The organism is Micromonospora sp. NPDC049171 (genome assembly GCF_040648275.1).
Classification (GTDB): Bacteria; Actinomycetota; Actinomycetes; order Mycobacteriales; family Micromonosporaceae; genus Micromonospora.
In genome coordinates this window covers 63,784-84,328 of the sequence record NZ_JBEZDJ010000032.1, presented here as the reverse complement: position 1 = coordinate 84,328, position 20,545 = coordinate 63,784, and the positions used below count along the sequence as shown (strand labels likewise).

The following is a 20,545-nucleotide window of genomic DNA, read 5'->3' as shown; positions in this document are numbered from 1 at the left end:
CACTCGTGAGGGTGTGGGAGAGTAGGACGCCGCCGGACAATCTTTCAGATAGGGCCACCCCGATACGGGGTGGCCCTATCTGCATATCCACACCCCGATGCACCCCTGCCGGAGCCCTCCGGGGTCCCGAGCCGTTCTACCCGGGTGCGCCCCGGACGGCCCTGCCAGGGCCCAGGACCACGGCACGATCCCCGGTTACGGCCCGATCCCCGACCACGGCGCGTTTCCCGGTCACGGCCCGATCCCGACCACTTGATCGACTCGACTTTCTTGAAATCGCGGTATCCACGAGCGCGGGACACCCCGACAACAGTGAACCCGAGTCGATCGGCGGTATCCACGAGCGCGGGACAGCCCGATATCAGTGAACTCGGGTCGATCGCGGGTGGGCGGGGCATCCGCGAGCGCGGAAAGGCTCGGTGTCGGCGGGCCCGAGGCGATGGGCCGAGGGCTGGACCGGGTTCGACCTTGGACTGGGCTCGACCTGGGGACGGGCGAGCCGTGTGGGGTCAGTCGCGGGTCTGCATGTCCTTGCGGAGGTCGCGGAGCAGGCTGCCGGCGTCGGTGACCGACCGCCCGGGGAACATCGCCATCACAACGCTGCCGTGGTCGGCCCATCCGCACACCGCGAAGTCGCCGCCCTCGCCGCTGGTGCTGCCGCACCTCATCACGCCGCCCAGGTCGCCCGCGGGCACCTCGCGCAGCCCGTTCACCGCACCGGTCTCGTCGGACATGAGGCGGAACAGGCTTTCCAGATCGCGTTCCGGCTGCCAGAGCAGTGTGGTGCCGCCGAAGATGAGCACCGAGCGCTTGTCGTCGGCCGGGTCGCGGTAGACCGTGCCGAAGCTCCGGTCCAACTCGATGTCCGCCGCCAGGCCGCTGCGCAGGTAGTCGGCGGTGCTCTTCGCCCGTTCGCTGTCATCCCGGGTCAGGCCGGCCACCTGCGGGGGTGAGGTGAGCTCGGTGTCCTTCTGCTGTGCCACCCGCCAGCCTGCGGCGCCCAGCACACCGGCACCCGCGAGGCCGACCACCAGCGCGACCGTCCAACCGATCTTGCGCCGTCTCGACCAGCCGCCGCTGCGCTCGTCGGGGTCGCCGCCGGAATCCCGGGTGCTGAGCTGGATCGGCTCTTCGGTCAGCTCGACCGGCTCGCGACCGCCGTCGAGCGACCGCTCGGTGAGATGTGCGTCGGACATAGCCGACACCGTACGCGAACCACAGGTGGCGCACGTCAGGTCCGCGGAAGCCCTCCGTAGACTTGTCAGGTGACCGAGAGACTGGATGCCCAACGCCCCGACGCCCCGACCCTTGCCGGCCAGTACCAGCCCGGTGAGGTAGAGCAGCGACGGTACGAGCAGTGGGTAGCCGCCGGCCACTTCCGGGCCTCCGCCGACAGCGACAAGCCCCCCTTCACCATCGTCATCCCACCGCCGAACGTGACCGGCTCGCTGCACATGGGCCACGCGTTCGAGCACACCCTGATGGACGCGTTGACCCGGCGTAAGCGGATGCAGGGGTTCGAGGCGCTGTGGCTGCCCGGCATGGACCATGCCGGCATCGCCACCCAGAACCTGGTGGAGCGTCAGCTCGCCGCCGAGGGGCTGTCCCGCCACGACCTCGGCCGGGAGAAGTTCGTCGAGCGGGTCTGGCAGTGGAAGGCCGAGTCCGGTGGGGCGATCCTGGGGCAGATGCGGCGCCTCGGTGACTCCGTCGACTGGGACCGTGAGCGCTTCACGATGGACGAGGGGCTGACCCGTGCCGTCCAGACGATCTTCAAGAAGCTCTTCGACGAGGGCCTCATCTACCGGGCCAACCGGATCATCAACTGGTGCCCGCGCTGTCTGACCGCGCTCTCCGACATCGAGGTCGAGCACACCGACGACGACGGTGAGCTGATCTCGATCCGCTACAGCGACGAGGTCGTGGTGGCCACCACCCGGGCCGAGACGATGCTGGGCGACACCGCCGTGGCGGTGCACCCGGACGACGAGCGGTACCAGCACCTGATCGGCACCGAGGTCGAGCTGCCGCTGACCGGCCGCCGCATCCCGATCGTCGCCGACGCGCACGTCGACCCGTCGTTCGGCACCGGCATGGTCAAGGTGACCCCGGCGCACGACCCCAACGACTTCGAGATCGGCCAGCGGCACGACCTGCCCGCGCTCACCGTGATGGACGAGCGTGGGGTGATCACCGTGCCCGGCCCGTTCGAGGGGCTGGACCGGTTCGAGGCGCGGCCCGCGATCGTGGCCGCGCTGCGCGAGCAGGGCCGGATCGTCGCGGAGAAGCGGCCGTACGTGCACGCGGTCGGGCACTGCTCGCGGTGCAAGACGACAGTCGAGCCGCGGTTGTCGTTGCAGTGGTTCGTCAACACCGCCCCGCTGGCCCAGGCCGCCGGTGACGCGGTACGTGACGGTCGGGTCCGCATCGAGCCGGCCGAGCTGGCCAAGCGCTACTTCGCCTGGGTCGACAACATGCACGACTGGTGCATCTCCCGCCAGCTGTGGTGGGGGCACCGGATCCCGGTCTGGTACGGCCCGCAGGGCGAGATCGTCTGCGTCGGCCCGGACGAGCAGCCGCCGACCGGCGACGGTTGGCGGCAGGACGAGGATGTGCTGGACACCTGGTTCTCCAGCGCGCTCTGGCCGTTCTCCACCCTCGGCTGGCCGGAGCAGACCCCGGACCTGGCCAAGTTCTATCCGACGAGTGTCCTGGTCACCGGCTACGACATCCTGTTCTTCTGGGTCGCCCGGATGATGATGTTCGGCCTGTACGCGATGGACGGCAAGCAGCCGTTCGACGTGGTGGCCCTGCACGGCATGGTCCGGGACGAGCACGGCAAGAAGATGTCCAAGTCGTTCGGCAACGTGGTCGACCCGTTGGACTGGATCGACCGGTTCGGTGCCGACGCCACCCGGTTCACCCTGGCCCGTGGCGCCAACCCCGGGCAGGACGTGCCGGTCAGCGAGGAGTGGTGCCAGGGCTCGCGCAACTTCTGCAACAAGCTCTGGAACGCCACCCGCTTCGCCCTGATGAACGGTGCGCACACCACGGGTGACCTGCCGCCCGCCGAGCAGCTCTCCACCGTCGACCGGTGGATCCTGTCCCGGCTGGCGCACGTCACCGCCGAGGTCGACGAGCAGTTCGAGGCGTACGAGTTCGCCAAGGTGTGTGACCTGCTCTACCACTTCGCCTGGGACGACGTGTGCGACTGGTACGTGGAGCTGAGCAAGCCGGTGCTCGCCGAGGGCGGTGCGCGGGCCGAGGCCAGCCGTCGGGTGCTCGGGCATGTGCTGGACCAGCTGCTGCGGCTGCTGCACCCGGTCATCCCGTTCGTCACCGAGGAGCTGTGGCTCGCGCTGACCGGCGGCGAGACGGTGCAGACCGCCGCGTGGCCGGTGGCCGACCGGTCGCGCGTCGACGACGCCGCCGAGGCCGAGCTGGCCGGTGTGCAGCGCGTGGTCACCGAGATCCGGCGGTTCCGTTCCGATCAGGGGCTGCGCCCCACCCAGCGGGTGGCCGCCCGGTTGGACGGGCTCGCCGGGGCGGGCATCGACGCCCACGAGCCGCTGATCCGCTCCCTGGTCCGGCTCGATCCGGCCGGTGACGATTTCCAGGCCAGCGCCACGCTGGCCATGCCCGGTGCGGTCGGTGTCGCGTTGGACACCCGGGGGTCGATCGACGTGGCCGCCGAGCGGGCCCGGCTGATGAAGGACCGCGCCGCCGCCGAGAAGGAGGTCGCGCAGGCCCGGGCGAAGCTCGACAACCCTGCCTTCATCGGCAAGGCCCCCGAGCCGGTCGTCGCGAAGATCCGCGACCGGCTCGCCACCGCCGAGGCCGACCTGGTCCGGATCGACGCTGCTCTGGAGACACTGTCCTCGTGACCGACCGTACCGAATTCGCCGCCGTCGAGGCCGAGCTGAACGCCCGTGGCTTCACCCGCATGGTCTTCGAGCTGGACCGGATCGAGTCGCTGCTCGACCTGCTCGGCAGCCCGCAGCGGGCGTATCCCGCGATCCACCTGACCGGCACCAACGGCAAGACCTCCACCGCCCGGATGATCGACTCGCTGCTGCGGGCGCACGGGCTGCACACCGGCCGCTACACCAGCCCGCACCTGGAGACCGTCCGGGAGCGGATCAGCCTGGACGGGGAGCCGGTCAGCGAGGAGCGGTTCGCGGCGGTCTACCGGGAGATCAAACCGCTGGCCGAGCTGGTGGACGCGCGGTCGGACGAGCACCTGACGTACTTCGACATGACGACGGCGTTGGCGTTCGCCACGTTCGCCGACGCGCCTGTCGACATCGCGGTGGTCGAGGTGGGCCTCGGCGGTGCCGAGGACGCCACGAACGTCATCCAGGCCGGGGTCTGTGTGATCACCCCGATCGGGCTGGACCACACCGAGTGGCTGGGTGACACGCTTCAGGACATCGCGCTGGCCAAGGCCGGCATCATCCATCCGGGCGCCACGGTGATCGCCGCCGCCCAGGAGGAGGAGGCCGCGGGTCCCCTCCTCGACCGCTGCGCCGAGGTCGGCGCCACCATCGCCCGGGAGGGCGCCGAGTTCGGCGTACTGGGTCGGGCTGTCGCGGTCGGCGGCCAGGTGCTGAGCCTGCAGGGCCTGGGCGGCGTCTACGACGACGTGTTCATTCCCCTGCACGGTGCCCACCAGGCGCAGAACGCGGCGGTGGCGCTCGCCGCCGTGGAGGCGTTCCTGGGTGCCGGGGCGCGACGCCAGCTGGACATCGAGGCGGTCCGGGAGGGCTTCGCCTCGGCCAGCTCGCCGGGTCGGTTGGAGCGGGTCCGTAACGCCCCGACCATCCTGCTGGACGGGGCGCACAACCCGCACGGCATGAAGGCCACCGTCACCGCACTCCAGGAGGAGTTCGCGTTCAGCAAGCTGGTGGCCGTGATCGGCGTACTCGCGGACAAGGACGCCGAAGGCCTGCTTGAGCTGCTGGAGCCGGTGGTCGACCAGGTGGTGGTCACCCGCAACAGCTCGCCACGGGCGATGCCGACGGAGGAGCTTGCCGAGCTGGCCGCCGAGATCTTCGGCGAGGAGCGGGTGGAGTCGGCCGAGGATATGCCGGACGCGATCGAGCTGGCCGTCGCGCTGGCCGAGGAGGACGTTCCCGGTGAGCTCAGTGGGGTCGGCGTGCTGGTCACGGGGTCAGTGGTGACGGTCGCCGACGCACGCCGGCTGCTGAAGCGATGACCAGCCCAGAGCGGGAGCCGCATACCCCGACCGGCCCGCCGGTCGAGCGGCCGGCGGGGGAGGACCCCACGGCCGGGCAGCCCCGACGCTCCGGGTTGCGCAACCCGGAGCGGGCGGTCCGCGGCCTGGGCGCTGGCACGCTCGGCCTGGAGGCGCTGGTGCTGCTGCTGGCGATCCAGCCGATCCGGGTGGTCGGCGGTGACCTGAGTGGTGCCGCCATCGGTGCCGTGGTGGCGCTGGCGGTGGCCGCTGTCGTGGTCGCCGGCATGATGCGCCGCCCGTGGGCGTGGCACGCCGGCACGGTGCTGCAGGGTCTGCTGATGCTGGGCGGCCTGCTGCACTGGTCACTGCTCGCCCTGGGCATCATCTTCGCCCTGGTGTGGGCGTACGCGCTGCACGTCCGTCGGGTCATCCTCGGCTGACGCGGACCGGGCGGCGGCCCCCGGGACACCGGCCGGGTCAGGCCTCGGCGCGTTCGCGCCACTGGGTCAGCGCGATGCCGTGGCCGTCCGGGTCGCGGAAGGCCGCCGCCCACACCTCCAGCTTCGAGCCCCGGTTGACCACCCGGGGCGCGTACGTGAATCGGACGCCCGACCCGCGGAGCCGTTCGTACGCCGCTTCGATGTCGTTGACCTCGAGGTTGACGTGCACCAGCCGACGGCTGATGGGCGCCGCCCCGGTCACCTCGCGCAGCACGAGCCGGGTCGTGCCGGAGGCGAGCACGGCGTTGCCGGCGCCCTGGTCGACCTCGGTGAAGCCGAGCACGTCGCGGTAGAAGTCGAGTGACCGGGACAGGTCGGTCACCAGCAGGGTGAGGCCCACACCGCTGATCGGCGCGGCCGGGTCCGCGGCCGTGTCCCCGGCGAACCCGAAGATCGCCTCGTCCAGTTCCGCGTCGGTGACTGTCGCGCGTGCCGCCCCGGCCGTGGAGGGATCGTCCAGCGGAAGATCGAGTGGGTCCAGCGGGTCGGTCGTGCCCGGACCGGACCGCTGCGCGGGCGGCGGGTCGGCGATCCGGTCGGCGGCCGGCAGGTCGCTCCGGTCGGTCTCCGGCGGGTCGAACCGGTCGGCGGTCGGCACGTTGCTCCGGTCGGCGGCCGGCACGTTGCCCCGGTCGGCCGCCGGTGGGTCGAACCGGTCGGCGGCGGGCTCGTCGAACTGCTCCTCGGCGGGCGGGCGCGGTGCCGGGGTGGCCCGCCGGGGCAGCCCGCCACCGGCCTGCTGGTCGACGAGGACGCCCTCCAACACCACGCGGCCGCCCGGGCTCTGGTGCATCACCACGGGCTCGCGGTCCTCGGGACGGACGCCCGGGTCGTCGCGCAGCGGGTCGGGGCGCAGCGGATCGGGGCGTGCGGGATCGGAGCCGAGCGGGTCGTGGAACCGGTCACCGAGCGGGTCGCCGAAGTCGTCCCGGAAGTCGTCGTCCGGCGCACGGTCGGCCCACGGCGGGGCATCCTGCTGGATCAGCACCTCGTCCACGGCGTCGACGTCGGCGAACTCCGGCGGAAGGTCGGCGACGGCGGCGGCGGTCTCGGCGTGGGTCGGCACCTCGTCCCAGAGGACCTTGACGTGCCGCTGGTCGTCCAACGCGACCCGGATCGGCAGGGCCTGGCCCAGCGACGGCCACTTGGAGACCGGCACCCTCGGCTCGATGATCTTCTTGGATCGGGGTGGCAGACCGGGCGCGTCGAGCACCAGTTGCAGTTCGCAGCGGCCGAACGCGTACTGGGTGGGTGGTTCGGAGGCGCTGTGCACGTGCCCGACGCCGACCACCCAGGTGCGCCCGCCACCGCGTACGGTCGCCAGCGCGATCGCCAGCACCAGCAGGGCGACCCCGAGAGCCACGATGGCCCAACTGGTCATGCCCAGCCCGAAGAGGACGACGAAGGTGGCCACGGTGCCCAGCACCGTGCCGATCAGCTTGCGTACCGGCGCGATGGGCCGGTTTCCGCCATTCGCCACAGTGGACCTCCCGGGGTCAGGGTCAGGCTAGGCCGGATCGGCCGCCGGGGGAAAGACCGGCCGCCGCGCCGGCGCCGGGACCGGGTCGCTACGCTGACCGTACCGATTCCCCGCGTTCAGCGTGCACAGGAGGAACCCAGCGTGTCCAGCAACAGCCCGGATGAGCGCAGCCTCGTTCTGATCAAGCCCGACGCGGTCCGCCGTGGCCTGGTCGGCGAGGTTCTCTCCCGCTTCGAGCGCAAGGGGCTGCGGATCGACGCGATGGTGCACCGGACGATGGACGCCGCGCTCGCCGACCAGCACTACGCCGAGCACGTCGAGAAGGCGTTCTACCCGCCGCTGAAGGACTTCATGACCAGCGGTCCGCTGGTCGCGCTGGTGCTCTCCGGAGACCAGGTCATCGACGTGGTGCGAGGGCTGGTCGGCGCCACCGACGGGCGCAAGGCCGCCGCCGGCACCATCCGGGGCGACCTGTCGCTGTCCAACCGGGAAAACCTGGTGCACGCCTCCGACTCGACCGACAGCGCCAAGCGCGAGATCGCGCTCTGGTTCCCCGAACTGGGCTGACCCGGCCGGGGCCGGCCGACGGCGTCGGGGCTCAGTCGACCGGCGGCAGTTTCGTCGGGTTTCCGACCAGGTAGATCCCGGTGATCCGGCCGTCGGCCGCGGCGATGGTCAGCGTGTACCGACTGCCGTCCGCACGGGTGACCACCCTGGCGGGTTCCCCGTTCAGTTCGACCGTCCGCACGGTGATGGGGCGGCGGCCGGGGCCGTAGATCCCGGCGTAGAACCGGGCGATCCGGTCCGCGCCGCTGACCGGGTTGCGGGCGGCACGGACCCGACCACCGCCGTCGTTCCAGGCCGTGGCGTCCGCCGCGACCAGGCCGGTGAGCGTCGCCAGGTCACCGTCGCGGGCGGCGGCGAGGAACGCGTCCAGCAACCGTTCCCGTTCGGCCCGACTGGCGGTGAAGCGACGCTGCTCCTGATGGACCCGGGTGCTCGCCCGGTGGTGTAGTTGCCGACAGTCCTCGACGGACCGGTCCAGGATTTCGGCGATCTCGGTGTACGGCAGGTCGAAGGCGGTACGCAGGACGTACACCGCCCGCTCCGGCGGGGTCAGCCGCTCCAGGACGTGCAGCAACGCGATGGAGAGCGAGTCGCGCAGCTCCGCGCGGTCCAACGGTCCGAACGGCGAGGGCGCGGTCGGCACCGGCTCGGGCAGCCAGGTGCCGACGTACGTCTCGCGGGCCGCCTGTCGGGCCCGCAACCGGTCCAGGGCCAGGCGGGTGACCACCCGGGACAGGTACCGGCGCGGTTCCGCCACCGCCGACCGGTCCACGCCGAGCCAGCGCAGGTACGCCTCCTGGAGCACGTCCTCCGCGTCGTGCCGGCTGCCGAGCAGGCGGTACGCGAGCCCGAGCAGCATCGGCCGGTGCGCCTGGAGCGCACCGGCCGCGTCTGCCGCCTCGGTCGTCACACCTGGGCCGGGGGCTCCGTGTGCGTCGTCACGGCGATCCGATTCCACACGTTGATTGTGGCAATCGCGAGGACCAGATCGGCCAGTTCCTTCTCCGGCCAGACCTTCGCGGCGGCGTCCCACACCTCGTCCGACACTCCGTGCTCGCCGAGGCGGGTCACCGCGTCGGTGAGCGCCAGCGCGGTCCGCTCCCGCTCGTCGAAGAACGACAGCGCCTCCCGCCAGGCGGACACCGCGAACAGCCGCCGGCTCGACTCGCCGGCGGCGAGGGCGTCGCGGGTGTGCATGTCCACGCAGAACGCGCAGCCGTTCAGGATCGACGCCCGCAGCTTGACCAGTTCCAGCACGGTGTGGTCGACGTTCGCCTGGACGTACTTCTCCAGCCCCGACACGGCCTGGTATCCCTGCGGTGCGACCTCGAAGAGCCTCATTCGTTGCATGACCAACTCCCTGTTCGATCCGACACCGTCACGACGGTGGGGCCGAGGCGTGTCGTGACAACCGCGGCGGTGACTCCGGTCACGCCGTCCGGCTGGTCGGCGAGCCCGCAACCGGGCCCCGCCCCCTGACCCGCTCGCGCTGATCGTGAGGTTGACGGGCGGACCGGTGATCCACTCGCCCGCCAACCTCATGATCGACGGGGCGGCGTCGGGTGGCCCGAGCAGGCCGAACGGCTCCCCGTTGCCAACCGTCAGGTTGACGCCGCGGACTGTCCGAACCTTCCGACGCCGGGGTCGCCCGCGGATGCGGTACGTGCGGCTTACCCCGACCGCGACCGGCAGGCTAGGAGTGATCGGGACGGCTGGGAAACGGATTCGGATCGAGCCGAATGCTCACGCCGAGGCGCTCGCCGGCTCGTCGCCGATGAGCTGCACCAGTGCCACGCCGGCCGGTTCCAGGCCGTACAGCACCCGCCGGCCCACCCGGCGGCGGTGCACCACACCGGCGGTGAGCAGCGCGGAGAGCTGCTCCGAGACGGTGCTCGGGGCGAGCCCCAGGGTGGCCGCGAGGCCGGCGGTGGTCGCCGGCCGGGTCAGTGCCCGCAGCACCTGGGCGCGACCTCGGCCGACCAGCACCGCCAGCCGGTCCGTGACCGGTGGTGTCGTCCCGGGCGCCGAGGTGGGCCCACCCTCGGCGAGCACCACCGCCCCGCGCGCCTGGTAGGAGACGGCGATGATCTCCGGATGGTCGGTGGCGCAGATGAGTGCTCCCTGCGAGAAGACCAGCGGAAGGAGCAGCAGCCGCTGGTTCACCGCCGTGATCTGCTGCTCCGACGGCTTCACCAGCGTCAGCACCGGCTTTTCCCAGCGCACCCGCTGGTGCAGGTCGGCCAGCAGCGCGTCCGGGCCGTCCGCGGCGAGCGCCCGCGCCCGGTGCAGCACCTCCTCGTCCAGCGCCGCCCGCATCGCCGACCACCAGGGCGCGATGGCCGCCTCCCAGTACGCCTCAATCCCGTCGGCGAGCCGGTCCAGGGCGGCCTGCCGGTCCGTGACGAACGGGCTCAACCAGCCGGGCAGGTCGTCGGGGTGGTGGTAGCGGGGGATCTGCTCGGCGATCACCTCGGCCGGCGTCGCGCGCAGCTCGGCGAGCTGTTCGGCCAGGGTGGGCGCGGCCGACGTGGGGATCGGGCTGAGGAAGTCCGGTGCGGGTAGGCCGATGGTCAGCAGCTTGGCCGGCGCGGTCGCCGGCACCTCGGCGAGCACCCGCCGTGCGTGCCGCGCCCAGGCGGTGTACGGCCAGGGTGCCGCTTCCGGATGGCGCTGCAGCACGAACAGGCTGGTCAGCACCTCCCAGAGCGGGCTGATGGCGATCCGGGTGCGGGCCAGTGTGGGCTCGTCCAACTCGATCCGGATCACCCGGCCAGCCTAGGGTGCCGGCGTAGGCGCTCACTCGGCGGCGGCGCGGTGGGCGGGTCGAGTATCGTTGGGCACCGTAAGGCGATGACCCGGCCATCACCGGTGAGCCTCCGGAAGAACGGCCGGGTGACCGGCCCAGTAGAACCGGACGGGTGCGGCCCGTCACAGCCGACAATGAGCGGGCGGTCGATCCTGACCGCCAAGCGGGGTGGTACCGCGGGCCACCCGGGGGGCGTCGTCGACGCGTACCCCGGAAGGTTCGTCCTCGCAGACCCACGTTGCGTGAGCTGCATGAGGAGAGCGACCCCCGATGGCCTATCCGTTGCACGACCCGATCGCCGCCGGTGTCCCGGCGAGCCCGGACCTGCCCGCGGTCGAGCGCCGGGTGCTGGAGCACTGGACGGCCGACAAGACCTTCGAGGCCAGCGTCGAGGCCCGTCCCGCCGGCACGGACGGTAAGAACGAGTACGTCTTCTACGACGGTCCGCCGTTCGCCAACGGTCTGCCGCACTACGGTCACCTGTTCACCGGGTACGTCAAGGACGTGGTGCCGCGCTACCAGACCATGCGCGGGCGGCACGTCGAGCGGCGCTTCGGCTGGGACTGCCACGGCCTGCCCGCCGAGGTGGTGGCCGAGAAGCAGCTCGGCATCACCAGCAAGGCGGAGATCATCGACCTGGGCGTGGCCCGGTTCAACGAGGCCTGCCGCACCTCGGTGCTGGAGTTCACCCAGGACTGGGAGCGCTACATCAACCGGCAGGCCCGCTGGGTCGACTTCACCAACGACTACAAGACCCTCGACCTGGACTACATGGAAAGCGTCATGTGGGCCTTCAAGACCCTGCACGACAAGGGTCTGATCTACGAGGGCTTCCGGGTGCTGGCGTACTGCTGGCGCTGCGAGACGCCGCTGTCGAACACCGAGACCCGGATGGACGACGTCTACCGGGACCGGCACGACCCGACCCTGACTGTGTGGTTCGGGCTGACCGCCGACGAGTCCGCCCCCGAGCTGGTGCGCGGGCCGGTCAGGCTGGGCGTCTGGACCACCACGCCGTGGACCCTGCCGTCCAACCTGGCGCTCGCCGTCGGCCCGGACATCGAGTACGCGGTGCTGGAACGCGACGGGGAGCGGTTCGTGGTCGGCGCGGCGCGGCTGGCCGCGTACGCCAAGGAGCTGGACGGCTTCGAGCTCCTCGGCACGGTGTACGGCCGGGACCTGGTCGGTCGCCGCTACACGCCGCTGTTCGACTTCCTCGTCGAGCAGGCCGGGGAGAACGCCTACCAGGTGCTCGGCGCGGAGTTCGTCACCACCGAGGACGGCACCGGGATCGTGCACCTGGCCCCGGCCTTCGGTGAGGACGACCAGAACGTCTGCAACGCGGCCGGGATCCCCACCATCGTCACCGTCGACGACCACACCCGGTTCACCGCGCTGGTCCCGCCGTACCAGGGTGAGCAGGTCTTCGACGTCAACAAGCCGGTGATCCGGGAGCTGAAGGACCGGGGGGTGGTGCTCCGGCAGGACACCTACACCCACTCGTACCCGCACTGCTGGCGGTGCGACACCCCGCTCGTCTACAAGGCGGTGTCGTCGTGGTTCGTCGCGGTGACGCAGTTCCGGGACCGGATGGTCGAGCTGAACCAGGAGATCAACTGGACGCCCGGGCACATCAAGGACGGCTCGTTCGGCAAGTGGCTGGCCAACGCCCGGGACTGGTCGATCAGCCGGAACCGGTTCTGGGGTTCGCCGATCCCGGCGTGGAAGTCCGACGACCCGAACTACCCGCGCCTGGACGTGTACGGCTCGCTGGCCGACATCGAGCGGGACTTCGGCGTACGCCTGACCGACCTGCACCGGCCGGCGGTGGACGACCTGGTCCGCCCCAACCCGGACGACCCGACCGGTCAGTCGATGATGCGCCGGGTGCCGGAGGTGCTGGACTGCTGGTTCGAGTCCGGGTCGATGCCGTTCGCCCAGGTGCACTACCCGTTCGAGAACGCCGACTGGTTCGAGCACCACTACCCGGGTGACTTCATCGTCGAGTACATCGGGCAGACCCGCGGCTGGTTCTACACGATGCACGTGCTGGCCACCGCGCTGTTCGACCGGCCGGCGTTCCGCAACTGCCTGAGCCACGGCATCCTGCTCGGCTCGGACGGGCGCAAGATGTCCAAAAGCCTGCGCAACTACCCGGACGTCTACCACGTCTTCGACGCGTACGGCTCGGACGCGATGCGCTGGATGCTGATGTCCTCGCCGGTGTTGCGCGGCGGCGACATGGCGGTCACCGAGGCGGGCATCCGCGACGCCGTCCGGCAGGTGCTGCTGCCGCTGTGGAACGTCTGGTACTTCTTCACCCTCTACGCCAACGCGGACGGGCACTCCGCACGGCGGCGCACCGACTCGACGCACCTGCTCGACAGGTACGTGCTGGCGAAGACGAACGAGTTGGTGTCGACGGTCGGCGCGCAGATGGACGCGTACGACATCTCCGGCGCCTGCGCCACCGTCCGGTCCTACCTGGACGCGCTGACCAACTGGTACGTGCGCCGCTCCCGGGACCGGTTCTGGTCCGGTGACGTCAACGCCTTCGACACGCTCTGGACCGTGCTGGAGACGCTCTGCCGGGTGGTGGCGCCGCTCGCGCCGCTGACCGCGGAGGAGATCTGGCGTGGGCTGACCGGGGAGCGCTCGGTGCACCTGACCGACTGGCCGGAGGCGACCGAGTTCCCGGCCGACCACGACCTGGTCGCGGCGATGGACGCCACCCGGGCGGTCGCCTCGGCGGCGCTGTCGCTGCGCAAGGCCAAGGGTCTGCGGGTGCGGCTGCCGCTGTCCAAGCTGACCGTGGCCTCACCGGCGGCAGAGCAGTTGCGGCCGTTCGCCGACCTGGTCACCGACGAGGTCAACGTGAAGGCGGTGGAGTTCAGCGCGGAGCTGTCCGCGTACTGCGAGCAGGTGTTGACGGTGGTGCCCCGGGCGCTCGGCCCGCGGGTCGGCAAGCAGGTGCAGCAGGTGATCAAGGCGGTCAAGGCGGGGGACTGGGAGCTTGTCGACGGCGCCCCGGTGGCCGCCGGCGTCACCCTCGCGGAGGGCGAGTACGAGTTGCGCCTGGTCGCCGCCGACGCCGAGAACTCCGCGCCCCTGCCCGGCGGTGAGGGCGTGGTGGTGCTGGACACCGAGGTCACCCCCGAGTTGGCCGCCGAGGGGCTGGCCCGGGACGTGGTGCGGGTCGTGCAGCAGGCCCGCCGGGACGCCGACCTGGACGTCTCGGACCGGATCGTGGTGTCGGTGTCGGCGTCCGACGAGGTACGCGCGGCGGTGGCCGGGTACCTCGACTTCGTGTCCCGGGAGGTGCTTGCCGACTCGGTGGACTTCGCCGAGGGCGTCGACGGTTTCGCCGGCGAGGTCGGCGAGGGCGACCGGGTGACGGTCTCCGTCCGCCGGGTGTAGCTGCGGCTGCGGACGCCCGTACACCTCCGTCCGGGAGGGGTACGGGCGTCCGCTACCGTGACACCGCCTGTTCGCACCTGACCTGCCGGAGGACCAGTGCCCCTGCTCTACACCATCGGCAAGCTCGCCGTGGGGCCCACGCTGCGGTTGGCGTTCCGCCCGACCGTGGAGGGGCTGGAAAACGTGCCGGCCACCGGCGGCGCGATCTTCGCCGGCAACCACCTGTCGGTGGCCGACGAGCTGTTCCTCGGCACTGTCGTGCCCCGGCACCTGGCGTTCTGGGCGAAGTCGGAGTATTTCACGGGCACCGGTGTGAAGGGTGCGATCTCCAAGTTCGTCCTCACCGGCCTGGGTGCCATTCCGGTGGAGCGGGGCGGCGGCCGGGCCGCGCTGTCCGCGTTCGACGCGGCGATCCCGGTGCTCAAGAACGGTGATCTGGTGGTGGTCTACCCGGAGGGCACCCGCTCGCCGGACGGCAGGCTCTACCGGGGGCGGACCGGCACGGTTCGGCTGGCGACCACGACCGGCGTGCCGGTCATCCCGGTCGGCATGATCGGCACGGACAAGGCGCAGCCGATCGGCGCCCGGGTGCCCCGGCCCGGCGCCGCCGAGATCATCATTCGGTTCGGCAAGCCGATCAACCTGGCCGGACGGCCGACCGACCGCACCTCGTTGCGGCAGATGACCGACGAGGTGATGAGCGAGATCCAGAAGCTCACCGGCCAGGAGTACGTCCCCCGTTACGCCCCGCCGCGCGCCCACCCGGACCCGACCCAGGCCTGACCCTCTTGTCGATCAAGAAGTCCACCGCCCTCGTGGGGCGGGAGCCTTCTTGATCGATGCTGGCTGGGTCGCCGTCAGCCCTTGGGCTGGATGATCTGGGCGCGCAGGGTGGCCAGCAGGGCGGCACTGTCGGCCAGGGAGAGCCGGGTGAACACCCCGGTGGCGATGCTGCCGTGGTCGACCGAGGTGCAGACCACGACGTCACCGCCATCGGACTGGCCGACCGCGCAGCGCTCGTGCCGGCCCCGCACACCGGTGTCCACGCTCTCCGGGGTGTCCAGGGTGTAACGGTCGGTGAGCCGGCTGATCTCGGCCTCCGCGTCCGACTCCGGGCTCGGCCGAAAGCCCGTGCCGCCGAAGACCGTCACCTGCTTACCCCCCGAGGTGGAGTAGACGCCGGCGAAGGTGTCCTCGGCCAGCAGGTGCTCGTTGCGTACCTCGGTCTCCAACTGCCGGGCGGCCTCGGCGCTGCGGTTGTCCTGACGCAGGCTCAGATCGTCCACCTGGGCGGGCAGGGCGGCCTGCACCGGGTACTGGGCCGAGATCGGGAACCCGTAGTAGGCGGGGCAGCCGCAGCAACAGGCCAGGGTGAGCAGCAGGAACCAGGGCCAGCGGCGACGTTTGCGGACCGGCACCGGCACGTACCCCTTGGGGGCCTGCCAGCCCGGCGGCGGCCCCGCCGGTGGCGCCACGGGTGGTGTGGCGGACCGCTTGCCCCGGCGCTGCTTCGGCACCCGGGGCGCCGGGGCAAGCGGCGGCGCGGACGGCGGCGACATCGGCCGGGTCGGCATCCTGGGCCCGGTGGCCTGTGGTGGCCTCGGGGCGGCCGCCGGAGACACCGGGTGCGACCCGACCGAGCGAGTGGGTTGGCTGGGCCACTGCCGGGTCGCCGGCGGCGTCGGATGCGGCATCGTCGGGGGAAGGTGGGGAAACGGCGGCAGCTCGGCGGAGGGCAGGTCCCAGCCGCCGGTGTCCACGCCGGCCCACGGGTCGACAGGCGTCTGGTGCTCCGGCGGCCCCACCGGCGCAGGCGGCGGTGGGGTCGGCTCGGCAGACTCGCCCCACACCCGTCGGCGCGGCAGCGGGGGCGGCACCGGCGCCGAACCGCTCCACCTGGGCGCGGGGGTCTCCGCGGTGGTGCCGGGCTCAGCCCGGCCCGAGGCCGCCGGCTGATCCGGAGACTGGGGCTGGTCGGACGGTGCCGGCTGGTCCGGCTGGTCCGGTGGTGCGGGCTGGTCCGGCGGTGCGGGCTGGTCGGGCGGTGCGGGCTGGTCGGGCGGTGCCGGCTGCGTCGGCTGTGCCGGCTCATTCGACTGTGCCGGCTGGTCGGGGGGTGCCGGCTGGTCCGGCGGTACGGGTGGGGAGGCCGGCTTGTCGGCCGACGCCGGATCCCGGTCCGGCGCCGAGCCGGGGGTGTTCCCGTCGGCCGGCCGTGCTCCCGGCTGGGGCTCGGGCATCGCGGCAATCTCCTCTCACGCCGGTCCGAGGTTAGTACCGCGTCGCCACCGCCAGGCGGGCGCGTACCCTTGGGCATCATGAGTGCCCCGTCCACGACGCCGCGTGCGGCCGCGACCAACTCTCGCGACGACTCCAGCTCGGCGTCCCTGACGCCGAGCCGTGACCTGGAGCCGTCCGTCTGGTCCCAGCTCGAGCCGCTGCTGCCCCAGGTTTCCAAGCCCATCCAGTACGTCGGGGGCGAGCTGGGTGCGGTGACCAAGGACTGGGCCGCCGCGACCGTGCGCTGGGCGCTGATGTATCCCGACGCGTACGAGGTGGGCCTGCCCAACCAGGGCGTGCAGATCCTCTACGAGGTGCTCAACGAGCTGCCCGACACCCTCGCCGAGCGGACGTACGCGGTCTGGCCGGACCTGGAGACGCTGATGCGCACGCACGGCGTGCCGCAGTTCACCGTCGACGCGCACCGCGCGGTCCGCGACTTCGACGTGTTCGGCATCTCCTTCTCCACCGAGCTGGGTTACACCAACATGCTCACCGCGATCGACCTGGCCGGCATCCCGATGCTGGCCGCCGACCGCACCGACGCCGACCCGGTGATCCTGGCCGGCGGACACGCCGCGTTCAACCCGGAGCCGATCGCCGACTTCATCGACGCCGCGGTGCTCGGCGACGGCGAGGAAGCGGTCCTGGAGATCACCGGGATCGTCCGGGAGTGGAAGGCCGAGGGCTCCCCGGGGGGCCGCGACGAGCTGCTGCTGCGGCTGGCGCGCACCGAGAGTGTCTACGTGCCGCGCTTCTACGACGTCGACTACCTCCCGGACGGGCGGATCCAGCGAGTCGTGCCAAACCGGGCGGACGTGCCGTTCCGGGTGCACAAGCGCACGACGATGGACCTGGACGCCTGGCCGTACCCGAAGAAGCCCCTCGTCCCGCTGGCCGAGACGGTGCACGAGCGGTACGCGGTGGAGATCTTCCGGGGCTGCACCCGGGGCTGCCGGTTCTGCCAGGCTGGGATGATCACCCGGCCGGTGCGGGAGCGGTCGATCACCACCGTCGCTCAGATGGTCCGCGAGGGCCTGGAGTTCTCCGGCTTCAACGAGGTCGGCCTGCTGTCGCTCTCCTCGGCGGACCACTCCGAGATCGGCGACATGTGCTCGGGCCTCGCCGAGCAGTACGCGGGCACGAACGTCTCGCTGTCGCTGCCGTCGACCCGGGTGGACGCCTTCAACATCGACCTCGCGCAGGAGCTGTCCCGCAACGGGCGGCGGACCGGCCTGACCTTCGCCCCGGAGGGCGGGTCGGAGCGGATCCGCAAGGTCATCAACAAGATGGTGACGAAGGAAGACCTGATCCGTACGGTCGTCACCGCGTACACCAACGGCTGGCGGCAGGTGAAGCTCTACTTCATGTGCGGCCTGCCCACCGAGACCGACGAGGACGTTCTCGAGATCGCGGAGATGGCCCACGAGGTGATCCGGGCCGGTCGGGCCGCGACCGGTTCCAAGGACATCCGCTGCACGGTCTCCATCGGCGGGTTCGTGCCGAAGCCGCACACCCCGTTCCAGTGGGCCGCGATGGACCGTCCGGAGGTCATCGACCACCGGCTCAAGATCCTCAAGCAGGCCATCAACTCCGACCGCTCGTTGGGTCGGGCCATCGGCTACCGCTACCACGACGGCGAGCCGTCGCTGATCGAAGGGCTGCTCTCCCGTGGTGACCGCCGGGTCGGCTCGGTGATCCGCAAGGTCTGGGAGAACGGCGGCCGGTTCGACGGGTGGAGCGAGCACTTCTCCTACCAGCGCTGGGTGGACGCGGCGGCCGAGACGCTGCCCGCGTTCGGGGTGGACCTCGACTGGTACACCACCCGGCAGCGCGAGGAGCTGGAGGTCCTGCCCTGGGACCACCTCGACTCGGGCCTGGACAAGGACTGGCTCTGGCAGGACTGGCAGGACTCGTTCAGCGAGTTCGAGCAGGACGACTGTCGGTGGACGCCCTGCTTCGACTGCGGCGTCTGCCCGTCGATGGACACCGAGATCCAGATCGGCCCGACGGGCAAGAAGCTGCTGCCACTCACCCCGCTGGGCGGCAACGGCATGCGGGTCCCGGCCGGCGGCGGTGTGCACGTCCCGGCCGGCGACGGTGTGCAGGTCTCGGCCGGCGACCACCCGGCCTGACCGCTCGCCGCGGGGCGACACCCCCGCGGCGGTGACCCAGCACTGTCCACACTCCACCCGACGGGCCCGCGTTCGCGCGGGCCCGTCGGCACCTGTCGACCTCCACAGCACACCACCAGCCCGTCCCGTCCCGCCCCGCAATCGACGAAAGCCGGTGCGACGTGGTGGCGACCGGGGCTGCCCCGACTGGGCCACTGTCGATACGCTGCGTCTGACATGGACCGACCCGGCGGGTCGGTAACGGGGGAGGAAGCTCATGGGGACCATCCCGCCGCCGAACACCGGCGATCTACACGTCAGCGTCGAGGACCTGAACGCCGCGGCGGCGTACGTCGAGCGGCTGAAGCAGTACGTCGACGACACCATCATCTACGAGATGGAACGCGTCAAGGAGCGGATGAAGGGCGACAGCAACAACGCCCAGACCGTCCCGAACGGCACCCCCTTCGGCGCCTACGAGGACGCCCGCATGCAGTGGCAGGCGCTGACCAAGTCCACGGCCAACATGGAGCTGCACCTCAAGACGCTGTCCCAGCGGCTCGCCTCACTCAAGCAGGGCACCGAGGACATCGCCAAGGCATTCGGTGACACCGAGGCGCGCAACGGCGCCAACGGCAAGGAGATCGAGCGGCTGCTCGAGTCGGCGGCTCCGCCGCCCGCTGCCGGCGGCGCGCCCACCTACCCGTACACGGCCTGAGGGGGACGTCATGGCTGGAGGAACCTGGGAGCGGTGCGTCCGCGAGGTGACGCTCTCCGCGGACCCGGAGACGGTCGGATCGGTCGGGCAGGGGTGGGGAAACCTCTCCTCCGGCCTGACGCAGCTGCGGGACGCGCTCGTCGGTCGATCGTTCGTCGGCCCCATCGCCACGGGTCAGGAGCGCCCGCACGTCGGTGGTCTGCCCGGGATGCTCGCCGGTTGGAAGGGCAGCGGCGGTGACGCCTACCGCGAGCACCTGGGCGAGATCGGTAAGCAGGTCGAGGATCTGATCACCGATGCGACGAACGTCAGCGGTGCGTTGGCGCGGATCGAGACGGACATCCGCAGGGCGGTCGCCTCGATCCCGGTCCCACTGGGCGACGACTTCGGCATCAACGAGTGGAGCCTGCCCAACGGCACCGAGCTCGACGACGCCCGCGACGGCGAGAGCGCGTCGGGTTTCCTCGCCGCGCTGCGCAAGGACTACCAGAGCAACCCCGGGTCGTACGCCGACGGCGCGTTCCGCGACAAGGCCGACGACCTGGAGGCGACCATGAAGGTCGACGGTCAGGCGGGTGACCAGAAGCGGGGTGGTTGGTGGGACACCAAGGACCATCTCGACAACTGGTACCGGGACAACCAGCAGGCGGCCAACACCGCGATGTCCCCGCTGCCCCAGGCCGTCTACACCGAGCGTCCCAAGCTGGTGGTCACCGAGCCCTCGCCCGTCTCGGACGACTACCGGCCCGACGATCGCGTACCGCCGAAGGGTCGACCTGACATCGGCGGCGGCGGTGGCGGGGGTGGTGGTGGCATCGGCGGCGTCCCGGACATCGGCAGCCGGCCGCCGGGCGGCAGCGCCGACTTCAGCGGTGGGCCGACGTCGGTGGCCGGCCCGTTCTCGCCGTCCGGTGCCGGATCCACCGGTGGTGAGTCCGGCTCGTTCACCCCTGGGTCCCCCGGATCGGGTTATCCGGGTGTCGACGACGGCTACAGCACCGGCCTGGCCGGTGCCGCGCCCAGCAGCATTGGCGGCGTGGGTGGCGGTTACGGCGGCACCGGTCTCGGCAGCGCCGGGCTCGGTGGGGCCGGCGGTGGTTTCGGCGGTGGCGTGGGCGCCGGCGGGATCGGGGCCGGCGGTGGTGGCCTGGGCGCGGCCGGCGGGATCGGCGTGGGCAGCATCCCCGGCATGGTGGGTGGCGGCAACGGCAAGGTGCCGCCGATGACGAGCGCGGCGAACGCGCTGCGCGCCGCCGCCGGTGCGGGTGGCCCCGGCATGGCGGGCGGCGCGCGTGGCGGCGCCGGGATCGGCGGTGCCGGCATGATGGGCGGCGGCATGATGGGCGGCGCGGGTGGCGCCGGGCATGGCGGTGGTACGGGCTCCGAGCACTCGTCGTGGTTGACTGAGGACGACGATCCGTGGGGCCCCGGTGACGGCTCGTCCCCGGGCATCCTGCGATGAGGAC

15 protein-coding genes are annotated in these 20,545 nt (G+C 71.6%); 9 read left to right on the top strand and 6 right to left on the bottom strand.

Annotated elements, in window-relative coordinates:
• Nucleotides 1-509: 509 nt before the first annotated feature.
• Nucleotides 510-1,196 carry a hypothetical protein gene (locus tag AB0B14_RS31605; protein ID WP_357525739.1) on the bottom strand — a complete coding sequence of 229 codons (687 nt, stop codon included), beginning with the start codon at nt 1,194-1,196 and terminating at the stop codon, nt 510-512.
• A 69-nt stretch (nt 1,197-1,265) separates the two neighbouring features.
• Between AB0B14_RS31605 and AB0B14_RS31600 the strand changes: the two genes are divergently transcribed.
• Genes AB0B14_RS31600 through AB0B14_RS31590 form a run of 3 tightly spaced genes read left to right on the top strand, consistent with a single transcriptional unit; the run spans nt 1,266 to nt 5,637 of the window.
• Nucleotides 1,266-3,884 carry a valine--tRNA ligase gene (locus tag AB0B14_RS31600; RefSeq protein ID WP_357525737.1) on the top strand — a complete coding sequence of 873 codons (2,619 nt, stop codon included), beginning with the start codon at nt 1,266-1,268 and terminating at the stop codon, nt 3,882-3,884.
• Nucleotides 3,881-5,215 carry a folylpolyglutamate synthase/dihydrofolate synthase family protein gene (locus AB0B14_RS31595; RefSeq protein WP_357525735.1) on the top strand — a complete coding sequence of 445 codons (1,335 nt, stop codon included), beginning with the start codon at nt 3,881-3,883 and terminating at the stop codon, nt 5,213-5,215. Before AB0B14_RS31600 ends, AB0B14_RS31595 begins: the two co-directional genes overlap by 4 nt.
• A complete protein-coding gene (locus AB0B14_RS31590; RefSeq protein WP_357076935.1) occupies nt 5,212-5,637 on the top strand; it encodes a DUF4233 domain-containing protein in 426 nt (141 codons plus the stop codon). Before AB0B14_RS31595 ends, AB0B14_RS31590 begins: the two co-directional genes overlap by 4 nt.
• Nucleotides 5,638-5,674: 37 nt before the next feature.
• Here AB0B14_RS31590 and AB0B14_RS31585 read toward each other — a convergent pair whose 3' ends face one another.
• On the bottom strand, nt 5,675-7,177 hold the full coding sequence (locus AB0B14_RS31585) for a VOC family protein (protein WP_357076938.1): 1,503 nt from the start codon (nt 7,175-7,177) through the stop codon (nt 5,675-5,677).
• A gap of 141 nt (nt 7,178-7,318) precedes the next feature.
• Between AB0B14_RS31585 and ndk the strand changes: the two genes are divergently transcribed.
• Nucleotides 7,319-7,744 (top strand): nucleoside-diphosphate kinase, encoded by a 426-nt coding sequence (gene ndk, locus AB0B14_RS31580; protein WP_357076941.1) that lies wholly within the window; start codon nt 7,319-7,321, stop codon nt 7,742-7,744.
• A 31-nt stretch (nt 7,745-7,775) separates the two neighbouring features.
• Here the strand turns inward: ndk and sigJ are convergent, their stop codons facing one another.
• The 3 genes from sigJ to AB0B14_RS31565 all read right to left on the bottom strand — a co-directional run bounded on the left by sigJ (nt 7,776) and on the right by AB0B14_RS31565 (nt 10,510).
• Nucleotides 7,776-8,654, bottom strand: coding sequence for an RNA polymerase sigma factor SigJ (sigJ, locus tag AB0B14_RS31575; RefSeq protein WP_357525733.1), 879 nt, complete (start codon nt 8,652-8,654; stop codon nt 7,776-7,778).
• The gene (locus tag AB0B14_RS31570) at nt 8,651-9,094 is read right to left on the bottom strand and encodes a carboxymuconolactone decarboxylase family protein (protein WP_357076947.1); all 444 of its coding nucleotides are present in this window, start codon (nt 9,092-9,094) and stop codon (nt 8,651-8,653) included. Before AB0B14_RS31570 ends, sigJ begins: the two co-directional genes overlap by 4 nt.
• 393 nt (nt 9,095-9,487) lie before the next feature.
• Complete coding sequence (locus tag AB0B14_RS31565) at nt 9,488-10,510, bottom strand: ArsR family transcriptional regulator (protein WP_357525731.1); 1,023 nt, start codon at nt 10,508-10,510, stop codon at nt 9,488-9,490.
• A gap of 310 nt (nt 10,511-10,820) precedes the next feature.
• On the opposite strand from AB0B14_RS31565, the gene ileS reads away from it, so the two are divergent.
• Both ileS and AB0B14_RS31555 read left to right on the top strand, forming a co-directional pair.
• Nucleotides 10,821-13,967: an isoleucine--tRNA ligase gene (gene ileS, locus AB0B14_RS31560; RefSeq protein WP_357525729.1), complete on the top strand. Its 3,147-nt coding sequence runs from the start codon at nt 10,821-10,823 to the stop codon at nt 13,965-13,967.
• A 96-nt stretch (nt 13,968-14,063) separates the two neighbouring features.
• Nucleotides 14,064-14,750 carry a lysophospholipid acyltransferase family protein gene (locus tag AB0B14_RS31555; RefSeq protein WP_357076956.1) on the top strand — a complete coding sequence of 229 codons (687 nt, stop codon included), beginning with the start codon at nt 14,064-14,066 and terminating at the stop codon, nt 14,748-14,750.
• Between the two features lie 74 nt (nt 14,751-14,824).
• Here the strand turns inward: AB0B14_RS31555 and AB0B14_RS31550 are convergent, their stop codons facing one another.
• Entirely contained in the window at nt 14,825-16,207 is a 1,383-nt protein-coding gene (locus AB0B14_RS31550; protein WP_357525727.1) for a hypothetical protein, read from the bottom strand.
• Between the two features lie 78 nt (nt 16,208-16,285).
• On the opposite strand from AB0B14_RS31550, the gene AB0B14_RS31545 reads away from it, so the two are divergent.
• The 3 genes from AB0B14_RS31545 to AB0B14_RS31535 all read left to right on the top strand — a co-directional run bounded on the left by AB0B14_RS31545 (nt 16,286) and on the right by AB0B14_RS31535 (nt 20,541).
• A complete protein-coding gene (locus AB0B14_RS31545; protein ID WP_357525725.1) occupies nt 16,286-18,382 on the top strand; it encodes a TIGR03960 family B12-binding radical SAM protein in 2,097 nt (698 codons plus the stop codon).
• Between the two features lie 256 nt (nt 18,383-18,638).
• Nucleotides 18,639-19,079, top strand: coding sequence for a hypothetical protein (locus AB0B14_RS31540; RefSeq protein WP_357525723.1), 441 nt, complete (start codon nt 18,639-18,641; stop codon nt 19,077-19,079).
• Nucleotides 19,080-19,089: 10 nt separating this feature from the next.
• On the top strand, nt 19,090-20,541 hold the full coding sequence (locus AB0B14_RS31535) for a hypothetical protein (protein ID WP_357525721.1): 1,452 nt from the start codon (nt 19,090-19,092) through the stop codon (nt 20,539-20,541).
• The last annotated feature ends 4 nt before the right edge of the window (nt 20,542-20,545 follow it).

Bases quoted from the DNA above. Each gene is read 5' to 3' on its own strand.
- AB0B14_RS31605 (WP_357525739.1), bottom strand. From the start codon at position 1,196: ATGTCCGACGCACATCTCACCGAGCGGTCGCTCGACGGCGGTCGCGAG.
- AB0B14_RS31590 (WP_357076935.1), top strand. From the start codon at position 5,212: ATGACCAGCCCAGAGCGGGAGCCGCATACCCCGACCGGCCCGCCGGTC.
- AB0B14_RS31570 (WP_357076947.1), bottom strand. From the start codon at position 9,094: ATGCAACGAATGAGGCTCTTCGAGGTCGCACCGCAGGGATACCAGGCC.
- ileS (WP_357525729.1), top strand. From the start codon at position 10,821: ATGGCCTATCCGTTGCACGACCCGATCGCCGCCGGTGTCCCGGCGAGC.
- AB0B14_RS31550 (WP_357525727.1), bottom strand. From the start codon at position 16,207: ATGCCCGAGCCCCAGCCGGGAGCACGGCCGGCCGACGGGAACACCCCC.
- AB0B14_RS31545 (WP_357525725.1), top strand. From the start codon at position 16,286: ATGAGTGCCCCGTCCACGACGCCGCGTGCGGCCGCGACCAACTCTCGC.
- AB0B14_RS31540 (WP_357525723.1), top strand. From the start codon at position 18,639: ATGGGGACCATCCCGCCGCCGAACACCGGCGATCTACACGTCAGCGTC.
- AB0B14_RS31535 (WP_357525721.1), top strand. From the start codon at position 19,090: ATGGCTGGAGGAACCTGGGAGCGGTGCGTCCGCGAGGTGACGCTCTCC.